The organism is Ruegeria sp. N7, assembly GCF_056531345.1.
Window position 1 is genome coordinate 1 of sequence record NZ_JBQFLR010000033.1, and the last position, 13,953, is coordinate 13,953.

At 50.8% G+C, this 13,953-nt stretch carries 13 protein-coding genes; 10 read left to right on the forward strand and 3 right to left on the reverse strand.

Features of this window, described 5'->3' with window-relative positions; all coding sequences use genetic code 11:
- The first annotated feature begins 1,084 nt into the window (after window positions 1–1,084).
- From ACR0ES_RS19740 to ACR0ES_RS19750, 3 genes are all read left to right on the forward strand, one after another.
- Window positions 1,085–1,717, forward strand: a complete 633-nt coding sequence (locus ACR0ES_RS19740; RefSeq protein ID WP_480871568.1) for a tyrosine-type recombinase/integrase — start codon at window positions 1,085–1,087, stop codon at window positions 1,715–1,717.
- 1,716 nt (window positions 1,718–3,433) lie between these two features.
- Complete coding sequence (locus ACR0ES_RS19745; protein WP_480774552.1) at window positions 3,434–4,123, forward strand: hypothetical protein; 690 nt, start codon at window positions 3,434–3,436, stop codon at window positions 4,121–4,123.
- Between the two features lie 73 nt (window positions 4,124–4,196).
- Window positions 4,197–4,445 (forward strand): ParB N-terminal domain-containing protein, encoded by a 249-nt coding sequence (locus ACR0ES_RS19750; protein ID WP_170452343.1) that lies wholly within the window; start codon window positions 4,197–4,199, stop codon window positions 4,443–4,445.
- On the opposite strand, the gene ACR0ES_RS19755 is transcribed toward ACR0ES_RS19750, so the two are convergent.
- The 3 genes from ACR0ES_RS19755 to ACR0ES_RS19765 all read right to left on the reverse strand — a co-directional run bounded on the left by ACR0ES_RS19755 (window position 4,437) and on the right by ACR0ES_RS19765 (window position 6,623).
- A complete protein-coding gene (locus tag ACR0ES_RS19755; protein ID WP_480774551.1) occupies window positions 4,437–5,504 on the reverse strand; it encodes a fatty acid desaturase in 1,068 nt (355 codons plus the stop codon). The genes ACR0ES_RS19750 and ACR0ES_RS19755 overlap by 9 nt on opposite strands.
- 18 nt (window positions 5,505–5,522) lie before the next feature.
- Window positions 5,523–5,729 carry a cold-shock protein gene (locus ACR0ES_RS19760; RefSeq protein ID WP_170430361.1) on the reverse strand — a complete coding sequence of 69 codons (207 nt, stop codon included), beginning with the start codon at window positions 5,727–5,729 and terminating at the stop codon, window positions 5,523–5,525.
- A gap of 504 nt (window positions 5,730–6,233) precedes the next feature.
- Complete coding sequence (locus tag ACR0ES_RS19765) at window positions 6,234–6,623, reverse strand: MerR family transcriptional regulator (protein ID WP_480485574.1); 390 nt, start codon at window positions 6,621–6,623, stop codon at window positions 6,234–6,236.
- 98 nt (window positions 6,624–6,721) lie between these two features.
- Here ACR0ES_RS19765 and ACR0ES_RS19770 point away from each other — a divergent pair, with 98 nt between their 5' ends.
- The 7 genes from ACR0ES_RS19770 (at window position 6,722) to ACR0ES_RS19800 (ending at window position 13,398) form a co-directional block, all read left to right on the forward strand.
- A complete protein-coding gene (locus ACR0ES_RS19770) occupies window positions 6,722–7,045 on the forward strand; it encodes a hypothetical protein (RefSeq protein ID WP_480871570.1) in 324 nt (107 codons plus the stop codon).
- 4 nt (window positions 7,046–7,049) lie between these two features.
- Complete coding sequence (locus ACR0ES_RS19775; RefSeq protein ID WP_480774576.1) at window positions 7,050–7,268, forward strand: GDCCVxC domain-containing (seleno)protein; 219 nt, start codon at window positions 7,050–7,052, stop codon at window positions 7,266–7,268.
- Between the two features lie 1,131 nt (window positions 7,269–8,399).
- Complete coding sequence (locus tag ACR0ES_RS19780; RefSeq protein WP_480774575.1) at window positions 8,400–8,927, forward strand: roadblock/LC7 domain-containing protein; 528 nt, start codon at window positions 8,400–8,402, stop codon at window positions 8,925–8,927.
- A 110-nt stretch (window positions 8,928–9,037) separates the two neighbouring features.
- Window positions 9,038–9,715, forward strand: coding sequence for a response regulator (locus tag ACR0ES_RS19785; protein WP_480508203.1), 678 nt, complete (start codon window positions 9,038–9,040; stop codon window positions 9,713–9,715).
- On the forward strand, window positions 9,702–11,063 hold the full coding sequence (locus ACR0ES_RS19790) for a sensor histidine kinase (RefSeq protein ID WP_480508205.1): 1,362 nt from the start codon (window positions 9,702–9,704) through the stop codon (window positions 11,061–11,063). The genes ACR0ES_RS19785 and ACR0ES_RS19790 overlap by 14 nt, the downstream gene beginning before the upstream one ends.
- A gap of 88 nt (window positions 11,064–11,151) precedes the next feature.
- Window positions 11,152–11,478, forward strand: coding sequence for a hypothetical protein (locus tag ACR0ES_RS19795; protein ID WP_480774574.1), 327 nt, complete (start codon window positions 11,152–11,154; stop codon window positions 11,476–11,478).
- Between the two features lie 555 nt (window positions 11,479–12,033).
- The gene (locus ACR0ES_RS19800) at window positions 12,034–13,398 is read left to right on the forward strand and encodes a sensor histidine kinase (protein WP_480774573.1); all 1,365 of its coding nucleotides are present in this window, start codon (window positions 12,034–12,036) and stop codon (window positions 13,396–13,398) included.
- Window positions 13,399–13,953 lie beyond the last annotated feature (555 nt).

Sequence of the window (13,953 nt, forward strand, 5' to 3'; positions counted from 1 at the left end):
AATTCGTCCGTCCGTTTCAGTCCCATAGTTCGTCTCCTTTGCTGCAATAAATGCTATCAAAGGAGCGGCAGCAAACCGCGACACGTCCAAGAAGCCTGGAAAGCATCAGTGCTAATCTTTCTGCTTCCACGGAAATCTCACCCCGGTCTGGCGCGAACGTTGACCGTTTCTCTTACTGATTTGGAGAGAGCCCGCGCAAGGGATAAATTGTCTGCGAAGGAGTTGTCGCAATTCCTGCTCGACCAACTCTTGGCCGATCCGATGGTGCAACTGATCATGGAAGCTGACGGTGTGTCTTAGACTCAACTTCGGCACCTCTACTCGGAGTCGCTCATTTCTGAGGCAGACGACGGATCATCAGATCAACGAGCCATACCAAGAGGATGCGCAAGCGGTTCTCGGTATGCTTTCGCTGTCCAAGCTGCTGAGAACGAAGGAATGCCAGTTCGTCCTTTTAAAACCCCTCGGATTACAGGCCGTCCCATCGGACAGTCTGAACCAGGCAGCTCCTTCAATCTCAAGGCTTAGGGCTCGGAACTTTCTTTTCCAGTCGCTGTATAAACCAAAACAGAAATCGAGGCTAAGAACTGATGGAAGACTTCGACAACGACGCAGATACGATCATGGCTCGCGCCCACAATGACGTGCCGCAAGAACGCCCGTGTCTTCGTTGCAGAACGCCATTCTGGAGCGAAGGGTTCGGAGAGCGGATTTGTCGACGCTGCAAGGGGTTGAGCGCGTGGCGAAATGGCGTATCAGTAAGCCCTGGGTTAGCTCGGCGTCGCTGATAACCTGACGCCGGTCTTTCCAGCTTTTCTGATCATATCTCATTTTATCTTATTGGTGCTGACCCGGGCCTTTTAACGTGGAACCCGATCGGTAATCGGTGCTGAAGACGAAGCGTACGCGCGGTTTGGACTCGAACCGTTCTTATGTGTAGTGATATGGGCTCAAGCCGCCTAATGCACACACTAAACCATGCCAGTATTCATAATCGGACAGCAGGCATTCACGCCGCTTGTACTATTCGGTGGTCAGCGCGGTGCTGTTGCTTGGGTGCGGAGGGTGGATCGGAGTGCAAAATATGCCAAGAGTCCAACTACCTGCAGTCACCCCAAAACCCAGAGCTTGGAACAAGGGGCGGATCATCGGTCAGAAACGACCGCTACTCCCAAAACAGGTCTGGGCGATCCGTGCCCGGCTCGAACTTTCTGGAAATCTGCGTGATCTCACAATGTTCAACGTCGCGATTGATAGCAAGCTACGCGGCTGCGATCTGGTCAAACTCGCTGTGACCGATCTTGTCAAAGACGATCGCGTCCGTGAGCGTGTTTCGGTGATCCAGAGCAAAACCAAGCGATCTGTTCAATTCGAACTGACGGAAAACACGCGAGAAACTGTATTGGTATGGGTAAAATCACCGGAAATGTTTGCTAGCCGGTTCATGTTTCCAAGCCGATTCCATGATCGACCACACATCTCGACGCGCCAGTATGGCAGGCTGGTTCGAGACTGGGTGACCGCAATCGGATTGGAACCGAGCGGATATGGCACGCATTCGCTTCGCCGAACCAAAGTAGCTGAGATCTACCGCAAGACAGGAAATCTCCGCGCGGTCCAACTTCTGCTTGGGCACACAAAGGTCGATAGCACCGTGCGATACCTGGGCGTTGAATTGGAAGACTCGCTAAGCATTGCAGAGCGCATAGACATCTGAGACAGTTTGGCGAGCGGCGCTGTCGGTCGCCAATCCATAGTGGTTCTAGTTCTTTTACGCAGGAGTGGGACGTAGCGTGCCCTGAGCGGAAGTGTCAAAATCTTGTTGCGTACGCTCGCAGTACAGTTTTCTCGGCTCAGGCGCAATTTACAGGGTGCGGGACCGAGCGGCCAATTGATCGCGCCGCGGGTACTTGTGCAGAAGCGGCGCGAACATCCCCGCCTGACAGCCAATGTCGTCCGGCCAGTCATTCCTAGTTACGAGGAAGCCTTGATCACATACTCCTCTTTCGCCGCACTCAGGCCCGGCAACTGAAACGCCGACTTAAACTGCCACCCGCTGATAGCCTGGCCCCAAATCGACACAACGAAAAACTAATACCAGACAATTTCTTTCGGTAGTTCACCAGGAACCTTGGTCACCGGCAGTTTCAAATACTACTAGCCGTAGCGGTGCTCCCATTGCGACGAGGGAAACTTCCTTGACTCTATGCTGGCTAAGAACCACAAAAGTGTATTGGTGAAATTTACTCGTCGCCGCGATGCTGCCGGCTTCGATGATCCAATGGCCTTCAGAATAACTGTAGCATATGCCCCAGCATAGGAACGGGTTTCGCTGGGGTCTTCGCTATGAGCTCGTTCCTCACATGCATTCGCAACTGTCACCTGACATGCGCCAGCCATCGCGTGACCCATGAAAGAAAGCGCCGTATGAACAACACATGGCTCATAAATTGCGTGCATGATGCCCGATAGATCAGGTCTCAGGCTCCGTTTCAATCAGTCATTCATCCTGTTTGCGCGCTGCATTCTTTGTTTGATCCCGACACTCTTGGTGTTGTTCTCAGGGACGCAGCTTCCTGCCCAAGTCGCAGGCAATGCCGATGGATCGGTTTGTGACCAAGGTTTCGAAAACAAGAACGGATCGTGCCAAAGAATAGACTTACCGGAAAACGCATATTTGACGGGTAGCTCCTATGGCATTGGCTGGGAATGCAATCACGGTTTTCAGAATGTCGGAGATCTCTGTGAGGAAATAAGAGTTCCTGAAAATGCCTATCTTGCATCAACCGGAGATCAGTGGGAGTGCAATCGGCTGTTCCAGCGTGTCGAAGAAAAATGCGAAGAACTGATTGCACCTCAAAATGGATACGTCGAAACCAGGTTTGGCGCACAGGAAATACACTGCAACTGGGGATTTCGTAAGGAGAACCAGGATTGTGTTGCAATAGAAGTCCCAAAAAACGGTCGTCTGAGCGATAAAAAAAGCTCGGATGGTTGGGTTTGCCTCAGAGGTTACAACGCGGCGGAGAGCGGCTGTGAGCCTGTGGCTGTTCCACAGCATGCGTATCTTGAACCAGATTCCCACTCTGGATGGAAATGCGAACGTGGTTTTCGCGCAAACCGGGACAGGTGCGATGCAATCCTTGTTCCTTCAAACGCTCATTTGAATCGAAGAGGTGATGGTTGGGAATGCAATCGGCCGTTCACACGACAGAACGATAAGTGCGCCGAAAATATTCCACGAAAATAGGTTCGTGGAAATCAATATCGCCTGACAAATCCGGAAGGACCAAGCCGTGAACCATAACTCGATTGACGAAAATCTTGGCAAAAGGATCAAAGCCGAAAAGGCGCGTCGCCGGTCCCACGGGATTAAGATATCTATGGCGTTAGCAGTGTTTGTTGCAGCGGTAATTGTAGTGGTGTTTCTCTGATGCGTAAAAATGCCCCTCAAGTGACCCTTTCTGACTCAAAGATGTCAGTGCGTGGTCTGGAACAAAGAGCATTTCAGGACCGCAGTGTTCGCAAGACGCGGAACGCCGACGTATCAGAAGTGATCGAAGTAGAATTTGGAAAGTACTTGATTAAGGCTGGCATTCTGAGCGGTAACAGCGTTGCGCGCGCATTCCCCAAGCCACCAGCGAAAACGCAAGGTTTGATTGCTGATGCAGTTGGCGAAACACCGTCATTGGCCATTGAAGCCTTAAAAGAAATTCTCGAAGAGCGAGACAGGAAACGCAGCGCTCGACGTCGTTTGGAGGCGAACTCCGGCAACTTCATTCCCAGTGAAGGAGAATATGTCGAAGCATTGCGTCAGATCAGGCTCTCCACTGCGCAGGTCACCATGCTCAAAGCACTTACAATCGCAGGCAAGGAAGGACTGAGCATTGGTCAGTTAACCAAGGCAGCTGGTTACAAATCGCGCGAGGCGTCCGTCAAGGTCTTCAAGAAAATCGGGCTATCGATTGCAGAATATCTGGAACTCGAGCTTCCCGAAGCCGGATCGGCTCAAAATGATGGCGCCGCTCAGGTATTGGCATCTTCTCACGTCAAAAGTGACGATGAACCAGCGACTTGGATCATGCATCAGGAGCTGCGCGATGCTGTTCGTTCGGTTCTATGACGCACGTTCCAGCGCCTGCCTTTGAAGCGAACTTCGAACCGGAATAAACGCAAGAAAGGCGCACACGTAGCTTATGTTGGAGAAAAAACCATATCCGCTCGACCTGATCTATGTACCTGTGAAACGGGCCAAAACACTTGATCAACAAAAGGTTCTGACGCTGGCAGAAGATATCCTGAAGAATGGCCAGAAGACGCCGATCCAGATACGTGCGGACAACAAGCGGTTCGTGCTGATTGAAGGCCTTCACCGACTAGAGGCCATTCGCGCCCTCGGCGGTGATACTGTCGAAGCCTTTTTGGTGCGCGCCAGATTACACTAGACTCTTGTTGGGATTGGCGTTCGACAAAGCCTGAGAAAACGTCAGCAGGCGCTGACTTTCTTCATCCCAAAGATGCAATCGTGCGCAATGAAGGCTCTCATATAGAGTAATACGCTGGCAATTTTCCAACTCGGAATGGTCACGCAAAACCTCGTTTAGCCGATAAAACGGTATGCGGCTGGCAAGGTGGTGAACATGGTGCACACCGATATTGGCAGAGAACCACCGCAGGATGCCTGGCAGGGCGTAGTGAGAACTTCCATAGAATGCGGCGTTCTGAAGATTCCACACTTCTTCCCGCTCCCAAGTCGTGTGTTCAAACTGGTGTTGAATATAGAATAGCCAAATACCAATCGATGCAGCGACGATCATGGTTGGAAGGAATACAAAAACCAGTACATCCAGGCCTCCGGTCCAAAAAATCAGAGCCAGGACCACCGCAATCGCGGCGTTTGTTCCCATTGCACTTGCCCAATACAGCCAGCCTGACCGCATGAAACCAAAGGGCAAGCGATTTTGAAAAAAGAACGTGTAGACCGGTACGATACAGAACAGAAAGAAGGGGTTCCGGATTAACCTGTAAGCGGCACGCCCGAACCAATTCCGTTTCAGGTATTCCTCAATGGTCAATGTAGGAATGTCACCCATACCACGCCGATCAAGGTTACCGGTTGAGGCATGGTGAATCGCATGGCTTTGCCGCCAGACGTCATAGGGTGTCAGGGCGAGAACACCCAGAACCCGGCCGGTCCAATTGCAAACGGTGCGACTTCTAAAGAAAGATCCGTGACCACAATCATGCATGATGATGAAGATACGCACCAGAAATGCGGCGTTCAGGATGGCCAATAGAACAGTGACCCAGATACTAAGGGATAGCGCAAACCACGCTGCGCCCCATAGCGCGAAAAAGGGGATGACAGTGATTGTCAGTTCAAAAACGCTACGCTTCGTATTGGGCACACGGTATTGCGCGAGCGCCCGGGTCAATTCCTGCTGTTGCAACTGACTTTTTCTCCAAGGGCTTTTAGCAGCCCATTGTGCAAACGGGCACCCCATAAGGGTGCCCGTAAAAGGTCAGGCCAGTGCCAGATTGGCCGCGCTGTCGCGTCCGTCACGGCCAGCTTCGACGTCAAAAGTGACCTTCTGGCCGTCTTTCAATTCGCTGATGCCGGAACGTTCAAGTGCTGAGATATGCACGAACACATCGCGCTTACCATCTTCAGGCTCGATAAAGCCAAAACCTTTGGTCGAGTTGAACCATTTTACTGTGCCATTTGCCATGGTGGAAGTCTCCTAATACTTGCCGCCCGCATTATTGCGGCGACTCGGCGTGGTCGGTCTGAATCGAAAGACTGAACGCCGAGTTTGGGAGACAGCAGGTCGAAAAAGAAAAACGTAAGCCTTGTGTATATGGACTTTGAGTACACACGATACAAGCCTTGATACAATGGAAAGCAACAGAAGATCTGAGTCTGCCTAGCCCAATTTGGGACAAAGATAAGCAGAACGCATTGCTCTGCGTTTCGGAAATCAGAGGTCGGCTTCTGATAAAACCTGCCGAATGCGTATGCAGCAAACTGATTGCTCAGGCACGGCAGGTAGGGCTCACTGTCCGAAATCGCCGCGTGCTTCAAGAACACCGTGGCCAGGCACAAATGTTCGTTGATTGATTGAAACATTACTAAATCAACGAGTTGACCTCTCTAACGAACGGTAGATTCTGCGCGGCCCGAATCTTGGGTCATGCTGCGTTGGCATAGGGCGACTGCGAGCCTCAATGTGCCATTAGTAGGTCCGTATCTGCGTAAGCATCGGGCAAGAAACGTTACCGATGTTACAGTTGGCCGTAAGTTCATTCAGAGCGGCCTCCAATCGCTTAAGTTCGATTATCTTCATACGCACATTGGAGATATGAAGCTCGGCCAGTTCCTGAACGGATTGGCAATCCTCGCTATCACCTTCGGACAGGTTGAGAAGCACCTTTGCATCGGCAAGCGCAAAACCCAAGTCTCGGCACTTCCTTAGAAAACAAAGCCGTCCCACATCGTGCGCAGAGTACATGCGTCGATTATTCGATGCCCTTTCTGGTTTCGGCACGATCCCTTCGCGTTCGTAGTAGCGGATAGTTTCAATTCCGACACCGCTTTGCCGGGATGCCTCCCCAATCGCAAACATGTGAGATTTCCTGTCTTGATCCTATAGTGGCTACAGAAGTTAAACGAGTGGTTGTTGTCTCTACAACTCCGCGCGACGTAGTCCATTAGGGAAACAGAATGCAGAAGTACCTTAGCCTCAGCTATTTGGGATCGCTATCAGCGCTTGGCGTCGCGACTTGCTGCGTTTTGCCCATGACGATGATTTTACTGGGGCTGGGCGGCAGTTGGTTGGCAATCTTTGGGAAGGTTGCGGCAGCGAGTTACCATGTGCTGACGATTTCAACGGCGCTCGTCGCGATATCGTGGCTGGTATCTTATCGGCGCGGTTCCTTACCGACGTTAAAATGGCGGCTTGCAGGAACAACTCTAATCACCGGCGTGGCTTGGGTCGTTGTGTTTAACGAGGCACGGATTAACGATTACCTGATCATGCAGATGTGAGACTATGACAAAACAAACTGTAGTCCTAGAAAGCACCCTGATTTGCCCGAAGTGCGGCCACAGCGAAACCGAGGAAATGCCAACGGATGCTTGCCAGTGGTTCTATGAATGCAAGTCGTGCAAAACAGTTTTGAAGCCCCTGGAAGGCGACTGTTGTGTTTACTGTTCATATGCCACGGTCCCGTGTCCACCAATTCAGCTAGGCGATAGCTGTTGCGGATGAAGTGAAGGACGGCTTTGTTGAGCAAACTGTGAACTGCCGCCGCGAGCATCGCTGCTATTTGCATGAATGACAGTTCTTTCCGCTGCTTGGCCGCACAAGATATTCGGCAGTTGCAATGTTGTTACTGCTACAAGCGCATGCAGCAATAAAATCCAGGGTACAGGTTGGGCTCATTGACGACTTCGGGACAGCCGCAGCAATGCCCCTTCCTGGCTAAATATTAACTAAGCAGACGGCCCATTACGGTCGTTCATCCACTAAACACGACGCTGCAATGCGGCCCGACAAAGCTGCCGTTCGCAGCAAGTGGTCTAGTGGCGCAAACCGACCTTTCACTCATGGGTAAGAAAGCAACGATACAACTTGTCGAAGCAGTTGTTGGCTTCAAGCACAAACAAATGAGTCCTTCGAATGCACAGTCCGCGTCCCACAGGAGACTCTGGAACCGCAATCGAATTGCTGCCGCTGCGTTGCCGAAAATAGAGGTTGGTGCCGTGTAACAAACAATGCTCTCCCCCACGGCAAATCCTGCCAAAACAATGAGGGTTGACGATCACAAATCACGGTTATCCAACTCTAAACCATTGCCGGTGTCAAAATGCTCACAAAATCAGTCAAATAGCCCGCTGCACCTAAGTTCCTATCCCCCAACCGACAAAAAACAAATTCCTTACAAAAATTTAAGCTTTCTGAAAAGCCGGTTAAAACCTCCAGTATTTTACGAACCGCTTAGTTGATTGGTAACGAGGCGAGGGGCCTATGCTAAGTTCTGTTTTTTTATCAGTTTTGGCCGGCGTCCTTTCTGAACTTGGGTATCTGTGGTCTTCATTCCTTCTGGGTCCGGAAGGTGTTTTGACCATTTCAGCCAACAATGCCCAATACTTGGCCACTGCCTGTATTGCTGCACTAAGGTTTTTGCACAGAGGCCCCAAGAGCTCTCAGGGACCAATCGCACCGGTTTTGAACGTCAGGGCAGATCCCGAATGTCATGTACAGCATAGGAACGACACTCTCCCTGGGTTGGATGACACTTTGGTTGATCGGCTCTTCCTTCGCACCCAAGCCGCTCGCAGTGGCGGACACATAGTTCGACAATCCACTTCCACCATCACAGCGAGAATTGGATAGAAAATGTCGAATTCCAAGAGTGATACATCGTCTGTTCTGGCCAGATTTAGCGAAAGGTTTGGCCTGGTTCAAAAACACGTCATTACCATCCCACCTGCAAACAAAGAAACTCGTCCAATCCATCAAACGCCCGGAGCGAGTCAGATCAGCAATTCCAAAGCCAAAAAGGAGCTAAACATGTCGTTGGACATTTCTAAACTAAGCGAAATCAAGGGTCTTTTGGGGGCGTGCCTCGTGGACAGCGACACAGGCCTAGTACTAGGCTCTGAGGGTGGCTCAAAATTTGATCTTGAAACTGCAGGCGCTGCGAATGTTGAAGTCGTCCGCGCCAAACTTCAGGCAATCGAAGCGCTGAAACTTAACGATACCATCGAAGACATTCTGATAACGCTTGGCAAACAGTATCATCTGGTCCGCCCGTTGGACAAAAACCCAAACATCTTTGTGTATGTCGCACTAGACAAGAAAACTGCCAATCTTGGTCTCGCCCGGCTTCAGGTGAAAGCCGTCGAAGAAACGTTGAGTCTCTAGTCTGCAACGATTTGCCAAATGGACTTAGCCATCACGTTATGGCTGGGTTCACTTACAGCGCATTCCAAACTGAAACAAGCAGGTCCAGTGGCAAAATCGGAGGGCTTAAAGTGAAGATACTCGTCGCAGAAGACGACAAAAAAACCGCCGACTTTGTCAATTCAGGACTCAGATCAAACGGTTTTAGTGTGGAGTGGTATGAAGATGGTCGGGATGCCCTGTCATATTGTCTATACAATGAATGTGACGCCATAGTCCTGGACCGCATGCTACCAGGAATGGATGGTCTTTCCGTTCTCAAAGCACTTAGGGCCGCGAAAAAACAGACCCCGGTTCTGTTTCTTACGTCGATAGGAGACGTTCAGGACAGAGTAGAAGGTTTGACCGAAGGTGCAGATGACTACCTAGTAAAGCCTTTTCATTTTTCAGAGCTGCTAGCGCGTTTAAATAGCATAATCAGGCGACAACCGCCCGATTTCTCGACAACTGAGCTTCATGTCCACGATCTATCAATGGACCTACTCAGCAGAGTCGTGAAACGGCAAGATGTGACAATAGATTTGTTGCCACGTGAATTTGCGTTGTTAGAAGTTTTGATGCGCAATACAGGCCGCGTGGTGACACGCACCATGCTTCTGGAGCAAGTTTGGGACTATAATTTTGACCCGAGTTCGACCGTGATTGAAACATACATCAGTCGTCTGAGGTCGAAGATAGACAAGCCCTTCGAGATGCCGCTTTTGCACACGTCTCGAAACGTTGGATACAGCCTTCATGGGCCGCGCTAGCATTGCCTCGAGCGCTCCAGCTTGTTTCGCCGCATTGATTGTCTGGATCATCACCGCTGTTTTCGGATATGCAGCCTATCTGGCGCTGGAAGACAAGCTCCGCTCTGACCTCGAACAACAAATCCTCGATGAAGAGCTTTTGCTTCATGAGATATTGCAGGAAGGCGGCGCTGACGCAGTTCAGCGAGCAATCGAACATTTGAATAACCCTAATCGAACCCAACTTCACGTAATCGCGCTGTTTGACCAAAACGGTTCAGCACTTGCCAGTTCAATCGCGAAAGTGCCTGATACGAACGGATGGCACGAGGTAGATCCGGATTTTGTTCAATTCGGCGGGACCGCGCCCGTCTATATGCTTCATGCGTCCGAGTATCTTGGGTATCGCACAGTAGTCGCCCGTAGCATGACATCACTTAGTCAAGCGTTGACAACACTTTGGGAAGGGCTATTGCTTCTGACGCTCGCAACAACCATGACTGTTTTAGGTCTTGGCTACTACTTCAGCTCTCAAAACTATCGGAAACTAAAGTCGGTTGAGCGAGCCCTGGAACCTCCTGTGCAAGCGAATGGTTCTATTCGTCTTCCGGTTTCGGGAAAGGGCGATCAATTCGATCGGATTTTCCAGTTGGTTAACCGACGTCTCGACTGGATTTCGAGTTTACTGAATAGCACACATGCTACTGCGGTCACAGTTGCCCGCGATTTAAAGACACCATTAACCAGTGGTTTTATCGCTTTGCAACAGGTTTACAGCGAAGTTGAGTATGGTGGCGACCCGCGATCCGGCCTCAATGAATTAGAGAGCAACCTAAAGCGCATTAGAGTTGTTTTCGACACGATCCTCAAGGTCTCGCAAATTGAGGAAGGAACGCATCAAAAGAGCTTTAAAACAGTGAACCTGAGCGCGCTCGTTGAGGGTGTTGCTGAGGCGCTGTATCCAGTTGCCGTCGATGCAGGTAAGCACATCTCGGCGGACTACAACGCCGACACGATATTGATCCGAGGCGACGAAAACATGCTGAAGCAGCTGCTCGTCAATCTTGTGAACAACTCGCTCCGGTATTGCCCTTCCGGTTCTTGGATCAGGATTTCCCTGACAGCCAAGCCCGATGTGATTGAGCTGGTTGTGACAGATAACGGTCCAGGGGTTCCGGAACCCCAAATCAACAAGATTTTTGACGCGTTTTTCCGAGCAGACGGCACAAAATATGAAGATGGCAATGGGCTTGGCCTGTCGCTTGTAAAGGCCGTTGCCACACGCCACGGCGCAATAGTCACTGCGGAAAACAATGAACCGGGCCTGCGGGTGTGTGTGAGCTTTGGAAAGCCTCGCGTCGCGGCCTGAACCTATGCGGAAGAACGGTCCACTCATAATTCGAACCACCACTTGGACAACTCAAACTAGAAAGCCCAACCTTTTGAACGGAAAAACAATGACGATGAAAGCAATACTCCTAATGGCACTTTTGCCTGCGTCTGCAGCGATCGCAGACGAAACAGAATACCTATGCACGTCAGAAACCAATGGTGAAATCATCCAGGTCTTTCAGGGTGCTGACCGCTCAGAAGCGCGCCTGATTGTGCAAAACACAGAAGGCGTAGCCTCCGTCGCACACGGGCTGGACGGAGTAACATTCATCCACATCAAGACCGACGAAGTCTGGACCTTGGCGCTTCATTTCCCAACCATGACCTATGAGCTGTCCACGCACGGTGCCACATCTGTCGAAGATCACGGACAGTGCACAAAAGGTGGGTGAACAACATCGAAAACTCAATGATCCAGGGGGAAGATCGCACTATTTTTCAAAAACGTAAGGTTGATGAAAGCCGGATGGCAAGGAAACGTTGCAGAAGATGCCGTCAAGGTTGGAACTGAAACCGAATACTCGACTGAGGAAGCACTCGTTACCCTCCTGAAGGGTGCCACCGGAACCGTGAGGACACGGACCACTCACTCGCACGCTTGCTTCCCTCAGTCAAAGCAGCGCTCCCCTCCACCCCCTCGGAAGGGAGCGCTGCAAGTTCTCGGAAATCAAGGCTCCATCGGCCGCCGTATCAGGCGAGCAACACCGCACATAGTTTTTTGAAAGTGTTCGGGTGTGCTCAATCAAACGGAGCTGGGAGTTGAGAGCATTGACATTCGTGTGCTTTATTGGTCTCGCATCTCCAATGGTGCGACAAATTTAGCTAAATTCCCCATTTTCCCGCTAGTTTTTCAGCTAACACCCTCGGATCACTCGCTTGACTGGCCAGAAAGGGTTTGCTGTTAGCCAAATCACATGCGGTCGCCACTATAATCGGATGAAAAACAAATGAAGCGCTCAAACATTGTCTCTGGAGCAGCGTTTACGACAGCGTTGTATGCAGCTGTAGTAATACTACTTTCAGTTACAGCGTTGGCTTTTTTAACGTTCGAAAGAATTCGTGGCGATTTGCAACGGGAAATGGACTCGTTGTTGATCGACGAAATGCGTTTCATTCAGGAAATTCTGGACGATAACGACAACGATTCAGATGTTGTACAAGCGATTGATGACGCGACCCTCTGGTTGCCATTCGACACCAGTTTGATTGGCCTGTTCGACAGCCAGGGGAAGCGTCTGGCGGGAAATATCGACGAATACCCGTCCTTTAGAGGATGGGGAGAAATCGAAGACGATGGTATAGATCTGGGTGGGGAAAAACGTATCCACCGTGTCAACGTGCAAACCTACCGTGGATTTGTAGTTGTGGTTGGTCGCGATCTTGCCTTTGTGAAAAGCACGCTTCGTTCGCTGGCGTGGTCTTTGGTTGCAATCGGATTTGGAGCAACGGTGTGCACTTTGTTGGTTGGGTACATCTCCAGCATAAGAACATATCGCAAACTCGATCAAATGGCGAAGACGCTAAACAAAGTCTCAAGAGGTGATGTTAAAGCGAGGCTTTCAGTCAGTAAGAACAACGATCAGATAGACCGGATTGCCCGGTTGATGAACCGACATCTCGACAACCTGACAGCTTTAATGTCCACGACTCGATCGACGGCTGCATCAATTGCACATGATTTGAAGAACCCGCTCACTCATGCTTACATCGCGCTTCAGGAAGCGAGAGACACGCTTCAATCCGAAGGTCAGCCACTAGAGGTGATCAACAATATTCAGTCTGAACTTGACCGTCTAAAATGGACCTTTGAAACTGTTTTGCGGATCAACCGTATCGAAGAAGGTAACAGTCCAAAAGCGTTCAGCTATCTAGATTTGAATAGGCTGGGTCGAGAAGCAGTCGAAACGATGATTCCACTTGCGGAGGCTAAGGGTCAAAGCCTGAATTTTGTTGAGAACCAATCAGGGCGTTCCCTGATCGAAGGCGATGAAGGTATGCTGAAACAGCTTTGCGCAAACCTTTTGCAGAACTCTATCGATCACTGCCCAAAGCATTCCAGAGTTCGCCTGCTTATTGAAAAAGAAGACGGCATCGTTACGCTCTCGGTGGTTGATGATGGTCCCGGCGTTCCCGAAAACACTCTGGGAAAGCTCTTTGTTCCTTTCTATAAGCTTAAAAGCGAACGAAATAGTGTTGGGAATGGTTTAGGACTGGCGCTGGTGAAGGCTATCGCAGATCATCATTCGGCGCTCTTAATGGCTACAAACAGCTCACCCGGATTGACGGTCTCGGTTCGATTCGACGTAGCGTAGCAACGGAACAAGTATCGCTTCTGCGTCGGATTTTGATGGCTCACCCCACACGTCTAACGGACCTTGCGCAAGCATAGCTGATTTACTCGAACCGGTTCGGTCGCTTTGCGGCCATTCACCCACTGGTCAGAATGCTGCGGTCGCAGCCCGCATTGCCGCCATTCGCTGCGACTGCGAAATCTGGTCGTCGACGAACTCACAGTCCGCGGACTATTTCTGCCGCTCGTTGCAAGAGAATTAACGTCAGCTTTGAACAACGTCGCTGTACCAACCCGACGTTCCTAAACCGCTTTCGCCGCGGTTACCACCGCAGGTATTGGCACTTCCCATTCGGGACCTGAACCATGTCTTTCTAAGACTTGGGATACAACCGCCTTTCTGATCGCTGCCGCATTGTCCGGCGGCTGAGGGCGCAATAATGCGCCGCCCCGTGCCGTGCCCTCCAAGAAGAAATCAAACGGTGCTGAGCCTCCCCAACTGAACTGGTCCACCGCTATGTTTAGGAAACGGAGGACCACGAATGGCAAACAAGCGACCGAAGCCCGAAGAGATTGT